This is a genomic window from Oligosphaera ethanolica (genome assembly GCF_030814695.1).
Lineage (GTDB): Bacteria > Verrucomicrobiota > Lentisphaeria > Oligosphaerales > Oligosphaeraceae > Oligosphaera > Oligosphaera ethanolica.
Window position 1 is genome coordinate 3,789,115 of sequence record NZ_JAUSVL010000001.1, and the last position, 25,054, is coordinate 3,814,168.

Genomic DNA, 25,054 nt, shown 5'->3' on the forward strand with positions numbered 1-25,054 from the left:
AAAAAACTTATTGTTGATTATGAAGCACTTACAAAAACAGACTAAAAACGTTCAGCCTCAAAAAACTTTTTTCAAACTTTTTTTGGTGCGAAAGTTGGGCTAGACGCATCTGCGTGCCGTCTTCGTACTTACGTGCTGATTGTCACGGTGGGTGTCGCCTATGCGGATGCGTATGAGCAAAAATGGTTTATGTGGCGTATTACCTGAAATAGGGCTGAAGGCTCATGGTGACCGAGGAAATATTCGATTACCCTATCTCGAAGCGATCCCAGAAGGGTGAGAAGAATGAACACCAATAGCCTCAATATCGCTTACCCGGTAGCAGCTGCCAGAGAAGTTCTAGCCAACGCTTGTAATGACATCCTACTGAATTTGGAATTGGCCGAAATCCCCAGCTGCGGGGAAATGGCCTTCCCTTATCGTCGCGTCCAAGCCTGCACGCTCCCATTATTTCATCATGTTCAATAAGAATCTCTTTTCCGGCTATAACGACGATACGACGAGGGCTATCAAAGTAATGGCAAGTCAAACAACACTCTCGATTTACGTCAGGATAACGATACGGCATATACAGCTCTTACAACTTCCGGTGTCATTTCTGTTGTGCCTACCTTTGAAACGAAATTTTGGCTGGTCGTTTGCCGGGGCTTACATTAGGTCTTGTCGGCGGCCAGAAATTTCATCAGGAGGCAAGCAAATCGGGGTCCACTTCACTGGATTTGGCGCGGGTTTGGCTGCGGTTAGTTTTGTGCATATACGGCGGGTATTGGGTGGGTGAAGCGTGGTTAGCGCTTGATATCGAATGCCAATGTGTCTATACTTTGCACATCGGACTCGCTGGGGGCCAGTGGGTGGCAGTGATGACATCGGTATCAGGACACAGACATGGAGTGGCGTGGCATGACAAACAAAGTGGGGCGGTTCTTTTCGTTTACGCTGATTGAGTTGTTGGTGGTGATAGCAATTATCGCGATTCTGGCGGCGATGCTGCTGCCGGCGTTGGCGAAGGCGCGGGAGAAGGCGCGGGCAATATCCTGCACGAGCAACTTGAAGCAAGTTGGTCTGGGCATGCGGCAATACGTCGACGATCATAATGGCACCTTCCAGTATGTCGTGGTTGACGGCGGCAACAACCTCAATGCCGGCGCCTGGCCGGCCAATTTGACCAACATTGATTTTCGAACGCTGAAATGGGCTGAGCATTACTGGGGGATTGTGTTGTATTCGTATGTGGGCGACAAGAAGAGCTTTGGCTGTCCGTCGGCGGTGGCGCCTGATCACTATCCGAGTTCCGAGCCGCTGGCCAATATTGCCAAGTACGCCAGTTACGGTTTGCCGGGTTGTTTTCTTCATGGCAAGAATGAGGTTGCCATCAAGAATCCGTCCGAGACGGTATTTTGTCAGGACAGCTACGAGCACTGCTATGACAACAATGGCGACATGCCCTTTGAGGGCCTGACGCAGTGGGGCGGCACGGCGGCCCGCCGTTACGAGTATTTCCGGCATAACTCTCAGGGCAATGTGGTGTGGGTTGACGGGCATGTCAGCAGCATCCGCGAAAACCTGTATCACCCCCGCAAATGGTGGGATTTCAGCCTGCAGTGAGTGCATTGGGTGAGCGTCCAGCGGGCGGCCGGGCGGCAATCCCGGCCAGACCCTGGCGCTAGCTTCCCCAGTGACCATGCGCCCCGCGTCCCGTGCCGATATGACGGCCGGCGCCGCGGGGCTTTTTTGTTGTCGGTTATGCCGTGCCGGCGATCCGTTGTCACGTGGTCTTTTTTCGGGTAAAGAAGCTCATTCTGGCCAATGGCCCTTATATTACGTGTTTTTATGTCTTCGTAGTCCGCACCCTGTTTTTAGCGAAGGGACGCCCGATGAAACCTACTGATTACGCGATTTTGTCCAAGCGGCAATTGTCCGAAAATGTTTACATGATGCGCATTCACGCGCCGTATATTGCGGCGGAGCGCAAGCCCGGCCAGTTTATTCTGTTGTCGGTGGACGAGTCGTATGGCGAACGCATTCCGCTGACCATTGCCGACGCCGATGTTGCCGAGGGCAGCATCACCATCATCTTCCAGAAAGTCGGTTTTACGACGACGCAGCTGGCGGCTATGGAAGTCGGCGACCACCTCGCGGCGGTGCTTGGGCCGTTGGGGCAGCCGACGCATGTGTCGAAGGTCGGCACGGTCGTCTGCGTTGGTGGCGGCATTGGCGTGGCGCCGATGCATCCCATCGCCAAGGCCTTCAAGGCCGCCGGCAACCGCCTGATCTGCATACTGGGCGCCCGCAACAAGGACCTGGTCATATTGGAAGATGAGATACGCGCTTTTGCCGACGAGGTGATTGTTTGCACGGATGACGGCTCGGCCGGTCGCAAAGCGCTGGTGACGGCGCCGCTCAAGGAGTTCTGTGAGCAGGCGCCGCGCCCGGATTTGAGCATCGCCATTGGCCCGCCCATCATGATGAAATTCTGTGCCGAGACCGTGCGGCCCTACGGCGTGCCACTGATCGTGTCTCTCAACACCATCATGGTTGATGGCACCGGCATGTGCGGCGGCTGCCGCGTCACCGTCGGCGGCGAGACCAAATTCGTCTGTGTGGACGGGCCCGAATTCGACGGTTTGAAAGTGGATTTCGACGGCATGATGAAACGCCTGCAGGCGTACCGGCCCCAGGAGCAGCGCATGGCTGCTGGGGGGGGAGATCACCAATGCCGCATGATGGCGCAAGCCGAGAAGCTGGAGAAGAAGTGACGATGAGCACAGTATCACCCGAAGAACTCAACGATAAGGCCCAAAAGATCCTTGCTGATATTGACGCCAAAGGCGGCGTGCTCAAAGCGAGCGAGCGTCTGGCCATACCCGCGCAGGAGATGCCCAACCAGGATCCCGGCCAGCGCCGGCACAACACCGACGAAGTCGCCTTGGGTTACAGCGTCGCGCAAGCTCGGGTTGAAGCCAGTCGATGCCTGCAGTGTAAGAATCAGCCCTGCGTTGCTGGTTGCCCTGTGAGTTTGCCTATCCGCGACTTTGTGTCGGCTATCGCCGCGAATGATTTTGGCAAGGCCATTGCGTTGATCAAGGAAAAGAGCCTGCTGCCGGCAGTCTGTGGGCGGGTCTGCCCGCAGGAAAGCCAGTGCCAGGCCAGCTGCACGGTCGGCAAGTCACTCAAGGACGTGGACAAAGCCGTGGCCATTGGCCGCCTGGAGCGCTTTGTGGCCGACTGGGAGCGCGAGCAAAGCCAGGCGCCCGTGCCGGAGGTGAAGCCGGCCAGCGGCAAGAAGGTCGCCGTTGTTGGCAGCGGCCCGGCCAGTCTGGTGGTTGCGGCCGATGTGCGCCGCGAAGGGCACGACGTGACGGTGTTTGAGGCATTCCATAAATTTGGCGGCGTCATGCTCTACGGCATACCGGAATTCCGCCTGCCGAAGGCCATTGTCAGCGCTGAAGTCGAGACTTTGCGCGCCATGGGCGTGAAGCTGATACCGAATTTCCTGGTCGGACGCACGCGCACCCTGCAGGACCTGATGGACAAGGACGGCTTTGACGCGGTCTTCGTCGGCACCGGCGCGGGCTTGCCGCATTTCATGAATATTGAGGGCGAGAATCTTGTCGGCGTCTTTTCCGCCAATGAATATCTGACGCGGGCGAATCTGATGCGGGCCTACGAGAAGGGCCGGGCGGCGACGCCGATCGTGGACGCGCATCGAGTCGCCGTCCTAGGTGGCGGCAATGTCGCCATGGATGCGGCGCGGACGGCACTGCGTCTCGGTGCGGACGAGGTCTATCTCATCTACCGGCGGACGGCGAAGGAAATGCCTGCCCGTGTGGAGGAGGTCGAACACGCCAAAGAAGAGGGCGTGCAATTTCACATGCTGCGCAATGCCAAGCGCATACTGGGCGATGAACAGGGGCGCGTCACGGGCATTGAATGCCTGTGCTACGAACTCGGCGAGCCCGATGCGTCGGGGCGCCGCGCGCCCGTGGCCATCGCTGGCAGCGAATTTGTGCTGCCGGTGGACACCGTGATTGTCGCCATCGGCAATGGCTCGAATCCGCTTATACGCCAAACGACGCCGGGGCTAGAATTCAACAAACGCGGCAATATCGTCTGCGATGAGAGTGGGCGGACGTCCTTGGCGAAGGTTTTTGCAGGTGGCGACATTGTTCTTGGCGCCGCCACGGTCATTCTTGCCATGGGGCAGGGCCGTCGCGCGGCGGCGGCCATCAACGACATGCTCAGCAAGGCCTGAGCGACTGGTGCGCGTTACGGCACGTCGACGGCAGGCGGAACCCACAGACACTCGCAACGAAAGGGGAATGCATCATGATGAACCGAAGCATGTACCTATCATTATCCATGCTGGCATTGGCGGCTGGCTTGTCCGCCGCGGAGCCGGCGGTCATACAGCTGCCGGTGGCGCGCCGCAGTGGCGGCATGCCGCTGCTGGACGCCCTCAGCGCCCGCCGCACGACCCGCAGTTTCAAGAAAGACGCGCCCATTCCGGACGCGGTGCTGGGCGAGCTGCTGTGGGCGACCTGGGGCTATAATCGCGAGGACAAGCGCACCGCGCCGACAGCAGTCAATGCCCAGGAACTCGACGTGTATGTCTTGCGCGCCGACGGTGCGTGGCGCTATGACGCCCGCAAGCACGCATTGGTCCAGGTCGTGGATAAGGATATTCGTAGCGCCACGGTGATGGAGAAAATCGCCCAGCCCTTTGTGCTGGACGCGCCCGTGACCCTGGTGTACGTCTGCGATACCACCAGGGGCCCAAGGGGCGCAGACGGCAAGGGCATCATCGGCAAATGGGCCGGCACTGACACGGGCTTCCTGGCCCAGAACGCCAATCTGTACTGCGCCGCTGCGGGGCTCGGGACCGTCATTCGCGGGAGCTTCTCGCCGGAGGTCCTCGCTAATGCTCTGCAGTTGAACGAAAATCAATTCGTCACCCTCTGCCAGTGCGTCGGCTGGCCGCAGTAAGCGCGCAGAGAGGCTATTGAGCGCTTCAAGGTCGCGTTTTCAGAGCTCTCAGCGGACGGATCGGCAGACGAATCGGACGTGCTTTCAGTGTTCATGGTTACCGCTGACCGTTGTTGGTCGCCTAGGCAGTTAATTAATGTGGCGCCCTCCGGGCGCTGGCTATTTTTGTTCCTTCTGCCCTGGGTTGCGGCGCCCTCCGGGCGCCTCACCCAGGGTTATGCATGGTGCGGCCCTCCGGGCCGAATTTGGTTGATCGGACGGATCATCGGACCGATCGGACGGATCGGACTGATCCGACTGATTGATCGGTCTGATCGGTCCGATCCGTCCGCGAAAAAAGACAGAAGACCGCTGATCGGTCTGATCGGTCTGATCGGTCCGATCCGTCCGCGAAAAAAGACAGAAGACCGCTGATCGGTCTGATCGGTCTGATCGGTCCGATCCGTCCGCGAAAAAAGACAGAAGACCGCTGATCGGTCTGATCGGTCTGATCGGTCTGATCCGTCCGCGAAAAAAGACAGAAGACCGCTGATCGGTCTGATCGGTCTGATCGGTCCGATCCGTCCGCGAAAAAAGACAGAAGACCGCTGATCGGTCCGATCGGTCTGATCGGTCCGATCCGTCCGCGAAAAAAGACAGAAGACCGCTGATCGGTCCGATCGGTCTGATCGGTCTGATCGGTCCGATCCGTCCGCGAACAAAGACAGAAGACTGCTGATCGGTCCGACCCGTCCGCGAAAAAAGACAGAAGACTGACTGATCGGTCTGATCGAGTAACGGAACTCCATGCCTCCCCGCCGCGCCTGCCTGTAATGCTGCTTGTTCGCGTCTCAGCCCTTGCCGGCGGGGATATCGCCGACGCCGTTGAGGATGTGTGATGGTGCGAAGCCGAAGCGGCTGAGGTCATTGCGGCTGGTGACGCCGCTGAGGACGAGGACGGTTTCCAGTTCGGACTCAATGCCGGCGATGATGTCGGTGTCCATGCGGTCGCCGACGATGACCGTGTCTTCTGGGCGGCTTCCCAGCACTTTGAGAGCGTGCCGCATCATCAGTGGATTGGGTTTGCCGACGAAGTACGCCTTGCAGTTGGTGGCCAGTTCGATGGGCGCGACCAGTGCGCCGGTGGCCGGGACGATGCCGCGCTCGGTGGGGCCGGTCAGGTCTGGATTGGTGCCAATGAGCTTGGCGCCCTGGCGGACCAGCGTCACCGCGTCGGCAATCTTCTCAAAACTGTAAGCGCGTGTTTCGCCGATGACCACGTAGTCGGGGTCGATGTTGTTCATGGAGAAGCCCGACTGGTACAGCGCTTGGATGAGGCCGGCCTCGCCAATGACGTAGGCGCTGCCGCCCGGCCGCTGGCTGGAGAGAAACGCGGCAGTCGCCAGGGCGCTGGTGTAGAAGTGCTTTTCGTCGATTTCCAGACCCATCCGGCGCAGCTTTTGGCTGAGTTCGCGGGGCGAGCGTTCGCTGCTGTTGGTCAGGAAGAGATAGTCCTTTTTTTCACTGACCAGCCAGTTGATGAATTCCGGTACGCCGGGCAGCAGGTCGTTACCGTGGTAGAGCACGCCGTCCATATCGCAGATAAAGGCCTGTTTATTGCGCAGTAAGTCCATTATAGTACCCATGTTTTTGGTTTCATGCTGTATTGTTGTTGTTTGTTGGCCGCGGTGCCTGTTGGCTCGCGGTTTTACTATACTGGCGAAAAAGCGAAGGGGCATTTTGGGCTGATGAAAAAGCGCGTCAGAGCCATACACCGCTGGGGCATCTTTCAACTGGTGCAATTTTGGCGGAAGAAGTGGCACGAGAACAGCTTGGTGGTTTTGTTAGCTTTGCTGATTGGCGCGGTGACGGCTTTGGCGGCGGCGGCGTTGCATGTGATGGTTCATCGTTTGGCCGATTTCAGTCTGTGGCTCACCGCTGCGGCCAAGGACATGGGCGGTCACGGCTGGCTGCTGGTGTTTCTGCTGCTGCCCATGGTTGGCCTGACCCTCTCCTATCTGGTGCAACGCTACTTTGGTGGCCATCAATACGCCAAGAGCCTCACGCCGCTGGTATTCGCCCTGGATCGCCGGCAGACCTTCATTCCTGTTATTGAGTGCATCAACCACGTGATCTCCAGCGCGCTTTCGGTGGGCCTGGGCGGGTCGGCGGGGCTGGAGGCTCCGAGCGTCCTTACCGGCGCCGCCATCGGCTCCTGCACCAGTCGTTTCTTCTTCCTCGAGCAGCGTCATCGCACGTTGCTCATCGGCTGTGGCGCGGCTGCGGCGATATCGGCCATCTTTGATTCGCCGGTGGGCGGCGTGCTTTTTGTGGCCGAGGTGCTCATGCCGCAGTTCACCGTGTCGGCCTTGGCGCCGATGCTGTTGGCTAGCGCCGTCGCGACGGTGGTGTCCCGGCTGATCTTTGGCCAGAATCTTTTTTTTCTGGCTATTACCGCGCCCTGGGAACAGCATGCCGTGCCTTATTACTTCTTCTGCGGGGTGGTCTGCGCGTTTATTGGCGTGTACGTCATTCGGGTTGCGTTTCATCTTGGCACCATCCTGCACCGTTATGCGCCAGGGCCCTGGCTGCGGCTGCTGATGGGCGGCAGCGTGCTTTGCGTAGTTCTGTTTGTCTTCCCCATTCTTCGCGGGCAGGGCTATCGCTACATTGAATTGCTCTTTAGCGGCGATGTGCAATCGGTGCTCAAGGACGTACCGCTGCTGCAATGGTTGCCGGCCGGGCCGTGGCTGCCGGTGGCCATCATTGCGGCAGGCGTCTTTCTCAAGGCCATTGTGTCCGTGTTGACGGTGGAGGCCGGCGGCGACGGCGGTATTTTCGCGCCGTGCCTGGTCATCGGCGCCTTCACGGGCTTTGCTTTTGCGCGGCTGATCAACCTCAGTGGCGTCATCCAGCTGCAGGAATTTAATTTCGTGGCCGCGGGCATGTGCGGTGTTTTCACTGCAGTCATGCACGCGCCCATGACCGGCATTTTTCTGATTGCCGAAGTCACCGGCGGTTATGTGCTACTGGTGCCGCTGATGATCGTGTCGGCTGTATCGTGGCTGACGGCCCGGGCCGTCGAGCCCAATTCGATCTATCGCAAAGCCCTGGCGGAGAAAAAGCTCATTGATGACGATCCCGATCGCAACGTGCTGCGGCGGGTGCATGTCGCCGAATGCCTCAACAGCCACTATCGCGTGCTGCGGGCCAACGACACCATTGCGACAGTCATTCGCCTGGTGGAAGATATGGCCGTGCCCGACGACATCTTTCCCGTGCTCGACGGCAACGGCAAATTGCAGGGCGTCGTCCATCTGGAAAAGGTCCTCGCGGCCATGCTCAACCCAAAGATCCACGATATGCTGCTGATCTTCGATCTGATGGACCCGCCGCTGGGCATGCTCAGCCCCGAAGACGACCTCGTCAAAGCCATGAATTATTTTGACAAATACAGCCTGAAGTACCTGCCGGTTTGCGCCAAAACGGGTAAATTTTGCGGCTTCATCGAACGCACGCCGATTTTCACTCGTTACCGCCGCATGATCAGTGAAACGGAATCATTCTGAAAGGGGTGCTAGTGGACATCCGCAGTCATCTGTCGTCGTGGTCGGAAGAGAGTTGGGAAGGCTATTGCTGTTTGTGCGGCGAGGTCGATGGCCGGCCATGCCGGTTGGTGCTGCCCCACGGCGGCCTGCGCCGGGATCGCCGCTGGGCTTGGCGGGCCGAATTCTTCGGCGGCTTTGCCAATGCCGATGCCGAGCTGTTGCGGCGGGGCTACGTGCTGGCCTACATGGACGTGCAGAATCACTACGGCGCGCCCAAGGCGATGGCGCATTTTGACGCTTTCTACGCATTCACACGCAGCCTTGAGCTGCATCCGCGCGTGGCGCTCATTGGCCTGAGTCGTGGCGGGCTCTTTGTGTACAACTGGGCCATACGGCATCCGGAATGGACCGCCTGCATTTACGCTGACGCACCGGTCTGCGATATTCGCTGCTGGCCCTGCGGCCTGCGTACGGCACCGGCTGCCGGAGAAAATCACGAGCGCTGTTTGGCCATGTACGGCCTCACGGAAGAGACACTGCGGACCCAGTATCGCCCACCCAGCGCCGACGTCGCCGTGCTGGCCAAGGCCGGCGTGCCGCTGATTCACGTCTGCGGCGACGCCGATCGCGTAGTGGTGATGACGGAAAACACCGTGCCCTTGCTGCAGAATTTCATGGCGGCGGGCGGTTCCTGCCGGCTGATTGTCAAGCCGGGTTGCGATCACCATCCCCATGGTTTGGACGACCCGACGCCCATTGCCGATTTCATCGACGAGGCTTTCGACGGCTGGTCCCGGCAGCGGGGGTGAACATGAAAGGCATAGTTGGGTTTGCGAGGGGGAGGGAAGGGCCATTGGCCCTTCCCTCCCCCTCGCGCTCCCCCACCTATCCCTTTTCGGCTCAGCGCCCTGCGGCAATCGCTTCGCGTTTGCCGCAGGGCGCTGAGCGTCAATTACTGGGGGGATGGGTTGGGCTTATCTCTGCTTTTTACGCGGCAGTCATGGCTGTTTTGTGGCTACAGGAAAGCTAAGAATGTGCCTGCGGCAGGCTAAAATTGCTTGGCGCCCCTTTGGACGATCTCTACTCCGCCGGCTCGGCGCTGCCCGTGATGGGCGTGCCGGCGACGGTGCAGACTTCCAGCCCCATGGTGGTCATGATGGGCAGGTCGTGGCTGATGGCTAGGATACTGCCGTGTTGCTGTTCCCGCCAGGTGCGGATGGCCTCGGCGCAGATCTGTGCCATGGCTTTGTCCAGGAAGCTGAAGGGCTCATCCAGCAGAAGCAGATCGGGCTCCATGGCCATGGCTCGGGCAATGTTCACGCGTCGGCGCATGCCGCCGCTGAGCGCGCCCGGGCGTTTGTGCGCGTGCTCTGACAGGCCGAAGCGCTCCAGCCAATGACGGCTGCGCGACAGTGCGTCATGCCGCAGGAAATGCCCGGATAGCGCGAAGGTCAGATTGGCCTCGACGTCGAGCCACGGCAGTAGCCGGTCGTCCTGAAAGACGTAGGCCGGCCGGCGTGACGCGTTGAATACGTGGCCGGCGCGCGGCGGCAACAGCCCGGCCGCCACCAGCAGGATGGTTGTCTTGCCCAAGCCGGATGGCCCGCTTAGGCAATAGCCTGCGCCAGTAGGCAGGTCCAGGCTGAAATCCTGCAGGATTGCTGGGCCGTGGCCATAGCCGGCGTGGATGCTGTTCAGGCGCAGCATCAGCCCCTCGTCGGCTGGTGGTTTCGGTCGGCTCACGGCCGGTTCCTCCGGTCGAAATCGACTAGGTCGGCGTAGCGGATGCCAGTGCCGCCGAAGAGGTCTAGCGCGCTGCCGACGGTGACGTCGATGCGGCCGGCGCCGGCCTGCTCGATGGCCGCGATGTCTGCCATAGAGCGGGCTCCGCCCGCGTAGGTGACGGGCCATTCGCAGTCCCGCGCTAGTTGCGACACCAGCGCGTCGTCAATGCCGTGTTGCTTGCCCTCGACATCGACGGCGTGCACCAAAAATTCCGTGCAGTAGTGGCCGAGCTGCCGGAAAGTCGCCGCGCTGATCTGTAAGGCGCAGATGTTCTGCCAGCGGTTGCAGGCAACGTGGTAGGCGCCGTCGTGCCAGCGGCAGCTCAGATCGAGCACGAGTTGTTCGCGGGGGACGACCCGACTCAGCGCGGCCAGGCGCTCTTCGCAGAGTTCGCCGTCCTGGAAGATGTAGGAGGTGACGATTACCTTGCCGGCGCCGGCGTCCAGCCAGCGACGGGCGTTGTCTGGCGTGATGCCGCCGCCGACCTGCAGATTGCCGGGGTGGACCGCCAGAGCCTCCTTCGCGGCGGTGTCATTGCCCGGTCCGAGCATGATCACATGGCCGCCTTCCAGGCCGTCGCGGAAGTAGAGATCGGCGTAGTAAGCTGGCGGCTGCTGAGCGGTGAAATTGGTTTCCACGGCGGCGTCGGCGTCATCGCGCAGTGTCGAGCCGACGATTTGTTTGACCTGGCCATGATGGAGGTCAATGCATGGGCGAAAACGCATGGTGGTCAGCGCTCCCAGTAGCTTTTGAGCTTCACGGAGCTCTGCACCGGCGCGTCCTCCAGGGGGCACCAGCGGCGCAGATAGTCGTCCACATTGGTGGCTTCGCCCCAGAAGCGGTATTCGCCGGCGGCGATGATCGCCTCGGCCAGGCAGGCGAACTCGACGTAGCCTTCGCCACGGTCGAGCTTGATTTCCTCGCCGGTCTGGGAATTGAAGGCCTTCACCAGCATAAGCACTTCCGCCTGCGGTGAGTAGCGGAAGACCTTTGTGATGTGCGGAAAGGCCGTGATGAAGCCGATGCCTTCGTTGCCGCTGGCCAGAAAGGCCTTTTCGTAGTCGGCCTTCTTGAGCGGATTGCGGTCCCATTCAAAGCGCTCGGGGGTGGGGCGACCGACGATGCTCACGTAGTACACTTTGAACACCGACTTGCCGTCGGGCATGGTCAGCAGCTTGGTGCTTTCGATCTTGGCGTGGTAGCTGTTGCAGGTGGCGACTTGCATGGTATGGCCCTTGGTTGCTGGGTGGTGGTGAGCTGTTCTGACTGATTGCGCGCCGAACCGCCGTGGCGGGAAAAATCGCCTGCGCGCAATCGCCTGCGGCTAGTGTCGTTATAGTATAACACCGCGAAGAGCCACCCTCTAGCAGGAACAGCCAAACCACCAACGAAGAAAGAGCATCTGATGACAGCGTCCACCGCCATTCGTCTGGGTTTCATCGGCACCGCCAATCAAGGCACCATCAACCTCAAGGGCTTCTTCAAGCACGACAGTGACTGCGTGGTCACGGCCGTCTGCGATGTGGACAGCCGCCACACCGAGGCCGCTTGCAAGCTCATCAACGAGCACTACGGCAACGAGCAGTGCCGCGTCTTCCACGATTTCCGCGAGTTGAACCGCTGGGATGGCGTGGACGCCGTGGTTATCACCACGCCCGACCACTGGCATGCGTATATGGCCATTGACGCCGCCCGCTGTGGCAAGGACATTTACCTGGAAAAGCCCCTGACACTCTTTGTTGCTGAAGGCCGGGCGATCTGCCGGGCCGTCACCGCGGAGAAGCGCATACTGCAGACCGGCAGCCACCAACGTTCCATGGCGGAGTTCCGTCGCGCCTGTGAACTTGTGCGCAATGGCTATCTAGGCAAGATCGACTGGATTGAGGTGGCCATCCCGCCCAACAACAAGACCTGCGAGCCCAGCTGGCAGCCCATGCCAGTACCGCCGGAGCTGGACTACGACTTTTGGCTGGGGCCGGCGCCGGCAGTGCCCTACCACGAACAGCGCTGCCATTATCAATTCCGCTTCATCAGCGATTATTCTGGCGGCCAGGTTACCAACTTTGGTGCCCATCATCTCGACATCGCCCAGTGGGCGTTGGGCATGGACCACAGCGGACCAAGCGAAGTCTGGGGGCAGGGCGAATACCCCGCTAGCGGCCTCTTCAACACCGCCACGAAGGTGTCCTTCGGTATGCGCTACGACAACGGCGTCGAAGTCCGCTGCGTGACCGGCGGCAGCAAAGTCATTTTCCACGGCAGCCGCAGCAGCCTCGAAGTCTGGCGCGGCGGCCTAAAGACCGACCCGGCCGACATCGCCGACACGGTTCTGGCCGACAGCGATGTCCGGCTCTATCACAGCGGCGACCACTACGCCAATTTCCTCGCCTGCATCCGCAACCGCCAGCAGCCAGCCTGTCCGGCCGAGGTCGGCCATCGTTCGGCGACCTGCTGCCACTTGGCCAATATCGCCATGCAATTGGGCCGGCGTCTGCGCTGGGACCCTGCCGCCGAACAATTCGTCGGCGACGACGAAGCCAACGCCATGCTGACGCGCCCATACCGCGCGCCGTGGACGTTGCAGTGACTATCGACTTAGGCTGCTGCGGTTTTGAGCGCCAAAGGCGCGTTCAAAGAGCGCCAAAGGCGCGTCCTCAGATAGCCCAGGGCAAGCGCCCGCAGGGCGCGTCGCCCTGGGTGAGGTGCCTCAACCAAAAAGAGCCCTGAAGGGGCGACCTAAAAAGACCCTCGACGAAAGGAAACAGTGCAACGACAACGGCAGCCAGTGAGTTCCATTGCCTCTTTGGCCCCGGTCAGCTTCGCCGACCGGGGCCAAAGAGGCTGAGGAACACGACCTTGGGTGGCGTCTAACCCAGGGCGGCGCACGCCTTCAGCGTGCTTGCCCAGGGCTATCATGTTTCGCGCTTTCAGCGCTTTTGGCCGCTTCGCGGCGATGAAGATGCCGGGATGACTTAAGGCTGTTTGGTTGAAACAACCAGCGTCAGGGTAATCGTTAACTTAAGAGCATTGATCTAATATGACGGCACGCAGGATAGTCATCGCCGCGCTGATGCTCGTTCTCACCGCTGCTGGCGCCGAGAACGCCGGCAATGGCGTTGGCGGTGCTGCCGATGCATCGCCGGCAAGGGCCGCCAGCGTCCGGCGTTTTCTCGACGGTTTTTGGGTGACGATTACCGCTGAAGAGCCTGCGCCGGAGGTGTCGCCCGCCGCGGCGCCCAGCAACCCGGCGTTGGTCCAGGTGCCCATTCTGCCGCCGGCGGCGCCGATTTTGCAGCTGTGCTCCATGCCGACCTGGCGGCGTTGGCACTTGCCGCGCTGGAGCTGGTGTGCTGCCGCCGCGATGCTGATCGTCGCGGTCGGCGTCGCTCTCGCTGGCGCTTTGCGCGGCATCTGGCTTGAGTTGCGTCATCCGCGGCGTTTGCGCCAGTTGGCTGCCGTGAAAGCGCTGCGCGCTTGGCGTCTAACGCCTACGCCGCCATTCGCCGGTTTGCTCCAAGCCTTTCGCGAGTTCTATGGCTTGCCGGCCGGTTGCGATGCTGATGCCATCGCCGCAGTCGTCGGCAAAACCGATGTCGATCTGGCGCAGGCAATCCTGGCCATGGACTGCCAGCGCTTCGCACCAGCAAACAGCCCCGCTGCGGAGAGTGCCGCAAACGCCTCTGCCGGGGCGAGCGCCGTTTGCACCCCCGCCGTGGCACCCGCTGCCAGCGCTGAGGCGGGTACTGTCCCTCCCGTCCATCCTGTGTTCGCGCTGCTTTCCCGTTGGTTGGGGCGCTCGTCGCGGATGTGGCCTGGCCGTGCGGCCGCTGCTGCCGCGGTGGCATTGGCCATTGCCGCAGTCCTTTCCCTGGGGGGTGTCGTCGTCGCCGTCAGGGACCTGACGCGTTCGGAAAGCTACGCGCCAGCGTGGAATTGCGCACTGCAGCATGCTGCCGAGCGACATTACGCACGCGCCTTCATCGCTTTTCTCGCCCTGGAGCGCGTATCGCCGAGCTCGCCCGAGTTGTCGCGCAATCTCGCGGTGTTGGCGGCGGCGACTGGGCGCGACGAAGCCGCGCGCGCCTGGCATCGCCACGCGCTTATCCAAGAACAGCTGCGAGGTCGCATCCGCTTGGTCGGCCGCGATTGGCGCTGGCCTGTTGCTGTTCCGGCGTTGCTGCTGGCGACGGCTTTCGTTGGCTTTTGCGTGGCGGCCATGGGCTGGCCTGGCGCGTGGCGTCGAACGCTGGCTTGGCGCGCATGGCTGTTGCTGCCTTTGGCGCTGCTTGCGTGTAGCGCGTTGCTTCTCGGCGGCCATTGGCGGCAATGCCGTCGTCTGCAAGAGCTGGCCGTCGTGGCTACGGCGCAGCCGCTCATGGTGGCGCCTGGGGCGACGGCGCTTGCGCAAGCACGAGTTGCGACGACAGACCTGGCGCCGGCTCAGGCCGCAACCGGGCCGGGCGCCGTCGACACAGCCACAGCCACGGCCCTAAAGCAGCTCGCCGCTGGCGATTGCGTGCAATTGCGGCAACAGCGTTGCGAATGGTGCTTCGTGTCGATCAACGGCATTGCCGGCTGGCTCCCGCTCTCTGGGATCCTGCCCTTCCGGTTGTAGCCTCACGGCATGCCGTGAGGCTACAAGACGGAGCTTGTTGGCGCTTTTGTCTTTTTTGCGTTGTTTTCCGTTTTTCTACTTGATTTGTGCGTCTGGTGGGATAATTTAATGTTGTTCTTCACGCCGGAGTGGCGGAATTGGCAGACGCGCTGCGTTCAGGTCGCAGTGACCGCAAGGTCGTGGGGGTTCAAATCCCTTCTCCGGTACCATTTCATGGTACAGCAAAAACACGTTCTTTCGGGAGCGTGTTTTTTTTGTTTCCAGGCGGGAACAAACACGGCTCCGCCGAGATCACAATGATTGAGTGATGCCGTAAAATGTCCTGTTATTGTGCCAGTGGCGGAAAAACTGCGGTTCAATGCCGTCGTGCCCTTGTCTTTACCAGCTTGTTTATGTATAATGAAGGCAGCAACCCAACCGCAACAAACAAGGAGAGCAATCATGAAATACAATCGCAAACAAGTCTTTACGCTGATTGAACTGCTGGTGGTAATCGCCATCATCGCCATCTTGGCCGCCATGCTCCTTCCCGCCCTCAGCAAGGCCCGCGAAAAAGCCCAGCAGACATCCTGCGCCAATAACCTCAAACAGTTCGGCGTCGCTATTACCATGTACGCCGGCGAAGATGTCCGCCGACCGACGTTCCCGAGGTGCTTTGATGATAAAGATCCAAATACGACGGGCACGCCAGCTTATCTTGTGACCACCAAAAACTGGGGCTGGATTTACCGCCCGGCCGCCTCGGTATCCTTTACGCCCGAAGATGGCAGCCTATACAAGTACGTTGGCGACAAGGAAGTCTATCTGTGTCCCAGTGATCCGAAGGACTACGGCAATTCTTACGCTATGAACACTGTTCTGTCGGGAATGAGGGTGACAGTGGTGAAGAAAGCCAGTTCGGTTCCGATCTTCCTGGAAGAGAAAACTGACGTCACCGACACCGCCTTTGTCGATGGCTGTTACCTTGGTAACGATACGGCGGATACGGAAGCCAGTGACCTTGCCAATCGCCATAATGATGGCAACCTTTTCCTTTTTGCCGATACGCACGTGAGCTTCCAAAACTGGAACAAAGCTGACACCTTGGCCAAAACCAAGAGTTACAAGTAACAACTGAATACGCTTCACGCCGATACCCACGTCGCCTCCGCGAACCTGCCCAAGCTTGAGGCCCTCCAAGCCGCCCGCAACTACAAGAAGTGGTAAGGGTTTTCGGTTGAGCTAAAGCTGAGTTTATCTTTGCCCCGGGTTGCCATGACTGGCTCCCCGGGGCGTTTTCTTGTGCATTACACAATTTTGGTAATCGCTCAGCCATTGATAACCAAAACTGTGGTGCCTCTACGAGGCACTGTCTGTTGGCAGGCTGCGTCCCCAGGCTAAAGCCTGGGGTTAAGCATGGTTAAGCGCCTACGGCGCAAAAACATGGATATTGAATGATGGTGGTTTTCGGCCCGAACCGGACAAAGCAAGTCGCCTGATCGGCCAAGTTCGGCCCGGAGGGCCGCACCATGCATAGCCCCGGGTGAGGCGCCCGGAGGGCGCCGCAACCCGGGGTATGATAGCAAGTTAGAATTGCGCCCGAAGGGCGCCACATTGGCGAGGCACGCCGCGTTCCACGCGCCAGCCAGAGGCATGCCGTGCATCCGTTATCAATCACTGGCCGATTACACAATTTTGCTGGGGACTTCTGGTCGGCACTTGCCTTTTCTTATATCCCTGTGTATAATTGAGTCGGTTTCACCATACACACTTAAGGAGAACGCATCATGGGAAAAGAGCACAAGGCATTTACACTGATTGAGTTGCTGGTGGTCATTGCCATCATCGCCATTTTGGCCGCCATGCTGCTGCCGGCCTTGAGCAAGGCCAGAGACAAGGCCCAGCAGACATCCTGCATCAACAACATGAAGCAGCTGGGCGTGGCGACGACCATGTACATCAACGATGGCGGCCGCAGCATGCGCTTTCCGGTATCCGGTTGTTCATCTGGTTATGGCTGGGTGGCGGGGACACTGGTTGCGGGGACTAGCACGCAATATGACTTCGACGTGGAGGGCGGCTCGCTCTTTAAGTACGTGGGCGACAAAGAGGTATATATGTGTCCCTCGGACCCGAGCGAAGACCGTGGCTGCTCATATTCGCTTAACAGCATCATCGGCGGGAAAAAGGTCAGCGTCGTCAAGAACGTCTCGACGGTGCCGGTCTTCCTGGAAGAGAATGGCAGTGACGACGGCAATTTCAGCGTCCGGAATACCTACGATTCCACCACGGACACCTATACCCTCACGCCCACCGACAGCAATTCGGTCGCCACCGACCGCCATAATGAGTTTGCCAACTACGTGTTTGTTGACGGCCATGTGGCATCCTATAAATGGACCAAGCTGGAAATGATGCGCAAATGCCTGGAGGTCAAGCCCGGCATGACCATCGTGCAGTAACTGCCTCGCGACAAAAGGGGGGTGGTTTTCCGGCCCGGGCAGGATAGCCCGGGCCGTTTCGTTTGCCCCTTTGACAGGTCGCCTGGTTTGCGTCACATCAAGCTTCTGGGGTCCACATCGAGGTAGACATCGACGCCTTTGGGAAAGCTTTGGCTGACGACTTGCGGGCGCAGCAGCGCCACGAGTTTGAGGACGCTGCCGCCGCGCAGCTGCAGTTGGAAGCGGTAGTAGGTCTTGACCTTGGACAGCGGCGCCGGCATGGGCCCGATGATCTGCACGGCCGGCTCCAGCAGCGGCTGAATGCCCTGGTGAAATTTTTCTGCGGTATCGGCGGCGAGAGCTTCGTCTTGGCTGCGGAAGTGGACGATGACCATGTGGGAGCAGGGTGGGAAGTCCAGCATTTTACGGCTGGGCATTTCCTCCGCGTAGAAAGTCTTGAAGTCGTGTTTGAGGGCGGCCTGCAGGGCGAAGTGGTAGGGCGTGTAGGTCTGGACGACGACGTGGCCGGCGCAGTCACCGCGGCCGGCGCGGCCGGCGACCTGGGTGATAAGCTGGAAGGTCCGTTCGCCGCTGCGAAAATCCGGCAGGTGCAGCTGGCTGTCGGCCTGGATGACGCCGACCAGCGTCACATTGGGGAAATCCAAGCCCTTGGCGATCATCTGGGTGCCAACCAGGATGTGAATGCGGCCCGCGCGGAAGGCGTCGAGCACTTTTTTGTAGGAGTCCTTGGTCGTCATGGTGTCCGAGTCCATGCGCGCGATGGTCGCTTGCGGATAGAGGGCGTGGAGAATCGTTTCAATTTTTTCCGTGCCGACGCCGGTGTAGCGGATTTCCTTGCTCTGGCACTGTGGGCATTTGTCCGGCGCGGCCAGTTGCACGCCGCAGAGGTGGCAGATGAGTTGGGCGGCTTTGCGGTGGTAGGTATAGGCGGTGCTGCAGTTGTCGCAGGTGGCGACGTAGCCGCATTTTGGGCAGAGCATCTGCGTGGCGTAGCCGCGGCGGTTGAGCAGCAGCATGATCTGTTCGGCCTTGTGCAGGCGGTCGAAGATCAGCTCTTTGAGGCGTTTGGAGAGGAGCTGTGCCTGGCCGGCCAGCGCCGCTTCCTCGGCCATGTCGATGAGTTCCACGGCCGGCATGGCGCTGGCGTCGACCCGCTCGGGCAGCTCGACCAACTGGTAGCGGCCGACTTCGCAATTGTAGTAGGATTCCAGGGACGGCGTGGCCGAGCCGAGCACCACGGTGGCCTTTTCGCGTTTGCCGCGCACCACAGCGACATCGCGGGCGTTGTAGCGCGGCGACTCTTCTTGCTTGTAGCTGCTCTCGTGCTCTTCATCGACCACGATCAGGCCGAGTTTGCGGAAGGGCGCGAAGAGTGCGGAGCGGGCACCGACGGCGATACGCGAGCGGCCCTCGTTGATGCGCGTCCATTCGTCAAAGCGCTCGCCGTCACTTAGCCCGCTGTGGAGGACGCTGACCAGATTGCCGAAGCGCTGGCGGAAGCGGTCGCAGGTCTGCGGGGTGAGGGATATTTCCGGCACCAGGACGATGGCGTCTTGGCCGCGCTGCAGGCAGTGGTGGATGGCTTGCAGGTATACTTCAGTTTTGCCGCTGGCGGTGACGCCGTGGAGGAGAATGACCTGCGCGTCGCCGGCGTCCAGCGAGGCGTTGACGCGTTCCAGGGCGGCCTGCTGGCCGCCGGTGAGCTGCCGTGCGCTGTCGGGCTGAATCAGATCATCGTGGAAGGGATCGCGGTCCACCACCCGTTTTTCCTTGATGAGCCAGCCGTGTTTGCAGAGCGTGTTGATGATGGCGGCGCTGACGTTCGCCTCGCTTTGCAGCTCCTGCAGGGGCTTGGCGCCATGGCGGTGCAAGTACTTGATGGTTTCCTGCTGTTTCTCAGTCAAGGCCGCAAAGTCGTCTCCAAAATTGGCGGCGCGGAGTGCGAGTGAGACGAAGATCACCTGCTTGTGTTTCATCGCGCCGCTGCGGACTACTGCTGGCATCAGCGCTCTCACAGCGTGTTCCTTGGGGCAGCAGTAATAGGCAGCGATCCACTCGGCCAGCCCCAGCAGGTGCGAGGGTATTTGCTCGTTCTGCTTCTCCAGCGCGATGATGGGCTTGAGCTCGCCCTCGTGGCTGCTCTGCGCGGCGACCGACACCACAAAGCCGCTGCGTTCGCTGTGCCCAAAGGACACCCGGACGCGGCTGCCGGCGCGGATCTGCCCAGCCAGCGCCGGCGGGATCGCGTAATCGAAGCCCTTGTCCAGGGACAAATTGAAGACGACGTGCGCCACCCGTGGTGACTGCGGGGTCACCAGATCGCTGTTGCTGTTCTGAGGTCCGTTGTGCATGGCGTCCAAATGTAATGCCGATTGGCCCCTGCTCAACGCCGCTGCCGGCACATGTCCGACAAAAGCGAATGCCGGCAGCGGACTGTGGCGCCGCTGCCGGCATTCATCGTGAAACTCAGGCTAAATTGACCGTGGTTTACACCAGGCCCTGATCCAGCATCGCTTTGGCGACTCTGATGAAGCCGCTGATGTTGGCACCCATCATGTAGTTGCCGGGCTGGCCGTATTCCTCGGCCGTGTCCGCGCAGGTCTGGTGGATCTTGATCATGATTTGGTGCAGGCGGTCTTCGACTTCGTCGCGTCCCCAAGATAGCCGCATGCTGTTCTGACTCATTTCCAGGCCGGAGGTGGCCACGCCGCCGGCATTCGATGCCTTGCCTGGCGCGTAGAGGACTTTGTTCGCCAGGAAGAGATCAATCGCCTCGGGTGTCGACGGCATGTTGGCGCCTTCACAGACCAGGCGGCAGCCGTTCTTGATCAGGGTCTCTGCATCGGCGGCGGTGATTTCATTCTGGGTGGCGGAGGGGAAGGCGCAGTCGCAGGGGATGTCCCAGGGGCGCAAGTCGCCGTGGTACTCGGCGCCGTACTTGTCGGCATATTCCTTGATACGGCCGCGACGGCGGTTCTTGAGCTCCTTGACGAAGTCGAGCTTCTCCTCGTCGAAGCCGTCTTTGTCATAGACGGTGCCATTGGAGTCGGACAGTGAGACGACCTTCGCGCCCAGCTGGTGGAGTTTTTCGACGGTGTACTGCGCGACGTTGCCGGAGCCGGAAACCGCGCAGGTCTTGCCGGCGAAACTCTCGCCGCGGGTTTTGAGCATTTCTTCAGCGAAGAACACCGAGCCGTAGCCAGTGGCTTCCGGGCGGATCAGGGAGCCGCCCCAGCCGAGGCCCTTGCCGGTGAGCACGCCGGTAAATTCATTGGTCAGGCGTTTGTACTGGCCGAACATATAGCCGATTTCGCGGCCACCCACGCCGATGTCGCCGGCGGGCACGTCGGTGTCCGGGCCGATATGGCGGAAGAGCTCTGTCATGAAGGACTGGCAGAAGCGCATGACTTCGCGATCGGATTTGCCCTTGGGATCGAAATCCGCGCCGCCTTTGCCGCCGCCCATGGGGAGGGTTGTCAGGGCGTTTTTAAACACCTGCTCGAAACCGAGAAAGCGCAGGATGCTCGGGGTTACGCTGGGATGAAAGCGCAGGCCGCCCTTATAGGGGCCGATTGCGCTGTTGAATTCAATGCGGTAACCGCGGTTGACATGAACGCGTCCTTGGTCATCTTCCCATGGAACCCGGAACATGATCTGCCGCTCGGGCTCAACCAGGCGTTCCAGTATGCCATTGTCACGAAACTCGGGGTGCGCCTCCAATGCCGGAATCAGAGTGTACAAGACCTCCTTCACCGCCTGCAGAAATTCTGCCTGGCCGGGATCCCGAGCTTCTACGGTCCGAACCACCTGCTCTACATACTGCTTCATTGTTGTCCTTTCACCATGGTGACTTTACCGGGATAGAGTCGCAGGCACAAAAAAAAGCGAGCCCCCGGTCGTGGTCTCGCTCTGGCTACCTACTTGTCTCAGTCCTCAAGACCGGAGTATGAATATATGTAAAAAACTCACAAAATCAAGGTGTCAAATCAGGAAGAAACACGATTTTATTGGAGGAAACATGACAAATCAGTCATTTGCTGACCTAATATGGTAATAGCTGTCCAATCAGGCGCGCTGCCCCCCCATGATGGGCGGTCGTGGACGGGGCGACTGGGCGGTCTGAGCGGATGGATATTCTTTCTTGTTATCGCGGACGGATCGGACGGATCGGACGGATCGTCGACTTGATCGGTCTGATCGGTTCGCGAAACCAGATAGCCGATTCGTCCCCTAGAAAAAAAGCAGCAATTTGCGCTAGTTGGTTTGACTACTGAGCAATGGCAGGCCATATTAATGCCTCGTTTTCCACACGCTTATATGGTAGCTGTAGCTCAGTTGGTTAGAGCGCCTGGTTGTGGCCCAGGAGGTCGCCGGTTCGAACCCGGTCAGCCACCCCATGTATAAACGCCCCGCAGTTCACATGAACTGCGGGGCGTTTTTTGTTCTGCCACACGGCTGGGCGTGGGGACACAAGGGTAGCCGGGCGTTATAAACACTATAAGGATTATAAGACAGCCCCACGGCGCGCCGTGACAGCACGAGCAGCAGGGGCGGACCTGTGTGTCCGCCCTGGGCATGAACCGTCGCCATGCCGATGTGTGTGGCAGGCTGCGCGGGTTTTCAGCGCCAAAGGCGCGGCCTATAAAACACTGCTTGGGTTCCCCGGCCTGTTTGGCCCCAGTCAGCTTCGCCGACTGGGGCCAAACAGGCCGGGGAACACGAACCATAATGGCACGCTACCTAGGGCGACGCTCCGCTTGGCCCAGCAGCACGGTCTGCCCGTCACCGGCGAGGCCTGCCCCCATCATCTCTTCCTAACCGACGAAGCCTGCCGGACTTTCGGCGTGAATGCCAAAATGGCCCCGCCGCTCCGCGAAGAAGCCGACCGCCAGGCGCTTATCGACGGCTTGCGCGATGGCACACTCTGCGCCATCGCTACCGACCACGCGCCGCATAGCGCCGACGAGAAAGCCGCCGGCTGGACTAAAGCGCCCTTCGGTATCATCGGCCTCGAAGCCGCCGTGCCACTCTGCCTCTCTGAACTCTATAATAAAGGCGTGCTTACGCTCCCGCAGCTCATCGCGCTCTTCACCGTTGGTCCCAGAAAGGTACTGGGCCTACCCGTGGGTAGCCTCGAACTCGGTGCTACGGCTGATGTCACTATCCTCGACCTGGACGCCAAGCACAGCATCAGTGTCGAGTCCTTCGCCTCACGCTCCCGCAATTGCCCATACGACGGCTGGCAATGCCGCGGTAAGGTCGTCGGGACCCTGGTCGGAAGCAGTCGATAGACGGGCCAGGTACGGTCGGCGTGGATGGCGAGTGCGGGAAATGAGCCGTCTTGTCGGAGTGGGCGGGACGCCCACTCCACGGCCGGGATATGTACGCGCTACGGCCGGGATATGTACGCGCTACGGCCGGGATATGTACGCGCTACGGCCGGGATATGTACGCGCTACGGCCGGGATAGGAACGCCGGGACGGGGCCGCCATGGACACCCGAGGACGTCTTGACGCTGAAAGAGGCCTTGGACTGCCAACAACCAATCTCAAAAAGAATCTGCGGTAATCTGCGACATCTGTGGATAAAAAAAGCTCCCCGCACCACGACCGGAAGCCGGGGCGTCCAGATCTGTATGGCCGGTGGCGAAAAAAGGCGAAAAAATCCGTCTTTTTGCGGGCAGGTGGCTTGCTAGTTGGCGAATGCGTGGCATAGTAATGCTTCGCGCCCCCCAAACGGGTCGCAACGATCCTTAGCAAAAAAATTATTGGAGAAAGCTGGCCGAGGGGCTTGCAGACTGCCGAAGGCGGTTTACAGTAAGTAACTCGGACGGAACACTTTGCGCTTGATCCAAACAGAATTTCCAAAAAAAGTTCTGGCTGGGCTTGCGAAAGTGGAAAGCTCCGATAAAGTAATGCTCCGCCTCACCTGAGGCAGGAAAAGCTCCTTGGCAACTGAGCAGCGAAATATAGTGCGATTGTCACGATGAATTGAATTATCGGTGACGGCAACAAAGCGCGTTCCTTCGGGAATGTGGCGTACGCTGTCACCCCCCCTTGAGAAGTTATTAAAGAACAGGGCATTCCTTCGGGGATGCGTTCGAACTTTTCGTAATGGAGAGTTTGATCCTGGCTCAGAATGAACGCTGGCGGCATGGATTAGGCATGCAAGTCGAACGTACTCCCTTCGGGGAGAAAGTGGCGAAAGGGTGAGTAACACGTGAGCAACCTGCCTCCGGATCCGGAATAATCCAGGGAAACTTGGTCTAAAACCGGATGAAGACATTGGTCCGCATGGTCTAATGTTAAAATATTTATAGTCCGGAGAGGGGCTCGCGGCCCATTAGCTTGTTGGCGGGGTAATGGCCCACCAAGGCTACGACGGGTAGGTGGTCTGAGAGGATGGTCACCCACACTGGGACTGAGACACTGCCCAGACTCCTACGGGAGGCTGCAGTCGAGAATCTTCCGCAATGGGCGCAAGCCTGACGGAGCGATGCCGCGTGAGGGATGAAGGCCTTCGGGTTGTAAACCTCTGTCATCCGGGACGAAAACAATGACGGTACCGGAAAAGGAAGCCACGGCTAACCACGTGCCAGCAGCCGCGGTAACACGTGGGTGGCGAGCGTTATTCGGATTTACTGGGCGTAAAGGGTCCGCAGGGGGCCTGCCACGCCTGCCGTGAAATTCCAAGGCTCAACCTTGGACCTGCGGCGGGTACGGGCGGGCTAGAGTGCAAGAAGGGCAGACGGAATTCCAGGTGTAGCGGTGGAATGCGTAGATATCTGGAAGAACACCGATGGCGAAGGCGGTCTGCTGGCTTGTAACTGACCCTCAGGGACGAGAGCGTGGGTAGCAAACAGGATTAGATACCCTGGTAGTCCACGCCGTAAACGTTGTGTGCCAGATGTGGGTGGGTTCGGCCCCATCCGTGTCCAAGCTAACGCGGTAAGCACACCGCCTGGGGACTACGGCCGCAAGGCTAAAACTCAAAGGAATTGACGGGGGCCCGCACAAGCGGTGGAGCATGTTGCTTAATTCGAGGCAACGCGAAGAACCTTACCCAGGTTTGACATGCTTTCGACCGGCGTTGAAAGACGCCTTTCCTTCGGGACGGAAGCACAGATGCTGCATGGCTGTCGTCAGCTCGTGCCGTGAGGTGTTCGGTTAAGTCCGGCAACGAGCGCAACCCGTACTGCCAGTTACCATCAAGTAATGTTGGGGACTCTGGCGGGACTGCCCGTGTCAAGCGGGAGGAAGGCGCGGATGACGTCAAGTCCGTATGGCTCTTACACCTGGGGCCGCAAACGTGCTACAATGGCGGGTACAATGGGCTGCTGCATCGCGAGATGTGGCGAACCTCCAAAACCCGCCCCAGTTCGGATTGCAGCCTGCAACTCGGCTGCATGAAGTCGGAATCGCTAGTAAAGGGACATCAGCTACGGTCCCTTGAATACGTTCCCGGGCCTTGTACACACCGCCCGTCACATCATGGAAGTCGGTCTCACCCAAAGCCACTGAGCTGACCCGCAAGGGAGGCAGGTGCCAAAGGTGGGCCCGGCGACTGGGATGAAGTCGTAACAAGGTAGCCGTTGGGGAACCAGCGGCTGGATCACCTCCTTTCTAAGGAAACGCAAGGGTCGCAAGACCTGCGCGTGCCGGCGTGGCAATGTCAGTCATTATATTTCGCTGCTCAGCAGCCA

Annotated in this window: 17 protein-coding genes, 2 tRNA genes and 1 rRNA gene; 14 read left to right on the forward strand and 6 right to left on the reverse strand. The window is 59.9% G+C overall.

Annotated features, from left to right (window positions below):
• Positions 1-900 precede the first annotated feature (900 nt).
• The 4 genes from J3R75_RS13085 to J3R75_RS13100 all read left to right on the forward strand — a co-directional run bounded on the left by J3R75_RS13085 (position 901) and on the right by J3R75_RS13100 (position 4,983).
• The gene (locus tag J3R75_RS13085) at positions 901-1,605 is read left to right on the forward strand and encodes a DUF1559 family PulG-like putative transporter (RefSeq protein WP_307262226.1); all 705 of its coding nucleotides are present in this window, start codon (positions 901-903) and stop codon (positions 1,603-1,605) included.
• 269 nt (positions 1,606-1,874) lie between these two features.
• Positions 1,875-2,756: a sulfide/dihydroorotate dehydrogenase-like FAD/NAD-binding protein gene (locus J3R75_RS13090; protein WP_307262229.1), complete on the forward strand. Its 882-nt coding sequence runs from the start codon at positions 1,875-1,877 to the stop codon at positions 2,754-2,756.
• Positions 2,757-2,758: 2 nt separating this feature from the next.
• Positions 2,759-4,252, forward strand: a complete 1,494-nt coding sequence (gltA, locus tag J3R75_RS13095) for an NADPH-dependent glutamate synthase (protein WP_307262231.1) — start codon at positions 2,759-2,761, stop codon at positions 4,250-4,252.
• Between the two features lie 74 nt (positions 4,253-4,326).
• On the forward strand, positions 4,327-4,983 hold the full coding sequence (locus tag J3R75_RS13100) for a nitroreductase family protein (protein WP_307262233.1): 657 nt from the start codon (positions 4,327-4,329) through the stop codon (positions 4,981-4,983).
• An 830-nt stretch (positions 4,984-5,813) separates the two neighbouring features.
• On the opposite strand, the gene J3R75_RS13105 is transcribed toward J3R75_RS13100, so the two are convergent.
• On the reverse strand, positions 5,814-6,608 hold the full coding sequence (locus J3R75_RS13105; protein WP_307262235.1) for an HAD-IIA family hydrolase: 795 nt from the start codon (positions 6,606-6,608) through the stop codon (positions 5,814-5,816).
• Between the two features lie 102 nt (positions 6,609-6,710).
• Here J3R75_RS13105 and J3R75_RS13110 point away from each other — a divergent pair, with 102 nt between their 5' ends.
• Both J3R75_RS13110 and J3R75_RS13115 read left to right on the forward strand, forming a co-directional pair.
• Positions 6,711-8,531 (forward strand): chloride channel protein, encoded by a 1,821-nt coding sequence (locus tag J3R75_RS13110; RefSeq protein WP_307262237.1) that lies wholly within the window; start codon positions 6,711-6,713, stop codon positions 8,529-8,531.
• Between the two features lie 11 nt (positions 8,532-8,542).
• A complete protein-coding gene (locus J3R75_RS13115; protein WP_307262239.1) occupies positions 8,543-9,319 on the forward strand; it encodes an alpha/beta hydrolase family protein in 777 nt (258 codons plus the stop codon).
• 271 nt (positions 9,320-9,590) lie between these two features.
• Here J3R75_RS13115 and J3R75_RS13120 read toward each other — a convergent pair whose 3' ends face one another.
• Genes J3R75_RS13120 through J3R75_RS13130 form a run of 3 tightly spaced genes read right to left on the reverse strand, consistent with a single transcriptional unit; the run spans position 9,591 to position 11,520 of the window.
• Positions 9,591-10,253, reverse strand: a complete 663-nt coding sequence (locus J3R75_RS13120; protein WP_307262241.1) for an ATP-binding cassette domain-containing protein — start codon at positions 10,251-10,253, stop codon at positions 9,591-9,593.
• Positions 10,250-11,020 carry a phosphoribosylformimino-5-aminoimidazole carboxamide ribotide isomerase gene (gene hisA / locus J3R75_RS13125; protein ID WP_307262243.1) on the reverse strand — a complete coding sequence of 257 codons (771 nt, stop codon included), beginning with the start codon at positions 11,018-11,020 and terminating at the stop codon, positions 10,250-10,252. Before hisA ends, J3R75_RS13120 begins: the two co-directional genes overlap by 4 nt.
• A 5-nt stretch (positions 11,021-11,025) precedes the next feature.
• A complete protein-coding gene (locus tag J3R75_RS13130) occupies positions 11,026-11,520 on the reverse strand; it encodes a hypothetical protein (protein WP_307262244.1) in 495 nt (164 codons plus the stop codon).
• 180 nt (positions 11,521-11,700) lie between these two features.
• Between J3R75_RS13130 and J3R75_RS13135 the strand changes: the two genes are divergently transcribed.
• From J3R75_RS13135 to J3R75_RS13155, 5 genes are all read left to right on the forward strand, one after another.
• Positions 11,701-12,882 carry a Gfo/Idh/MocA family protein gene (locus J3R75_RS13135; protein WP_307262246.1) on the forward strand — a complete coding sequence of 394 codons (1,182 nt, stop codon included), beginning with the start codon at positions 11,701-11,703 and terminating at the stop codon, positions 12,880-12,882.
• Between the two features lie 450 nt (positions 12,883-13,332).
• Positions 13,333-14,910, forward strand: a complete 1,578-nt coding sequence (locus J3R75_RS13140; RefSeq protein ID WP_307262248.1) for a hypothetical protein — start codon at positions 13,333-13,335, stop codon at positions 14,908-14,910.
• Between the two features lie 122 nt (positions 14,911-15,032).
• Positions 15,033-15,119: transfer RNA gene (locus tag J3R75_RS13145), tRNA-Leu, on the forward strand.
• Between the two features lie 232 nt (positions 15,120-15,351).
• On the forward strand, positions 15,352-16,020 hold the full coding sequence (locus tag J3R75_RS13150; RefSeq protein ID WP_307262251.1) for a DUF1559 family PulG-like putative transporter: 669 nt from the start codon (positions 15,352-15,354) through the stop codon (positions 16,018-16,020).
• 656 nt (positions 16,021-16,676) lie between these two features.
• Entirely contained in the window at positions 16,677-17,351 is a 675-nt protein-coding gene (locus J3R75_RS13155; RefSeq protein WP_307262253.1) for a DUF1559 family PulG-like putative transporter, read from the forward strand.
• Between the two features lie 92 nt (positions 17,352-17,443).
• On the opposite strand, the gene priA is transcribed toward J3R75_RS13155, so the two are convergent.
• Positions 17,444-19,702 carry a replication restart helicase PriA gene (priA, locus tag J3R75_RS13160; protein WP_307262256.1) on the reverse strand — a complete coding sequence of 753 codons (2,259 nt, stop codon included), beginning with the start codon at positions 19,700-19,702 and terminating at the stop codon, positions 17,444-17,446.
• A 136-nt stretch (positions 19,703-19,838) separates the two neighbouring features.
• On the reverse strand, positions 19,839-21,179 hold the full coding sequence (gene gdhA / locus J3R75_RS13165) for an NADP-specific glutamate dehydrogenase (protein WP_307262259.1): 1,341 nt from the start codon (positions 21,177-21,179) through the stop codon (positions 19,839-19,841).
• Positions 21,180-21,671: 492 nt separating this feature from the next.
• Between gdhA and J3R75_RS13170 the strand changes: the two genes are divergently transcribed.
• From J3R75_RS13170 to J3R75_RS13180, 3 genes are all read left to right on the forward strand, one after another.
• Positions 21,672-21,748: transfer RNA gene (locus tag J3R75_RS13170), tRNA-His, on the forward strand.
• Between the two features lie 360 nt (positions 21,749-22,108).
• Positions 22,109-22,642 carry an amidohydrolase family protein gene (locus J3R75_RS13175; protein WP_307262261.1) on the forward strand — a complete coding sequence of 178 codons (534 nt, stop codon included), beginning with the start codon at positions 22,109-22,111 and terminating at the stop codon, positions 22,640-22,642.
• A gap of 820 nt (positions 22,643-23,462) precedes the next feature.
• Positions 23,463-24,974, forward strand: a 16S ribosomal RNA gene (locus J3R75_RS13180).
• The last annotated feature ends 80 nt before the right edge of the window (positions 24,975-25,054 follow it).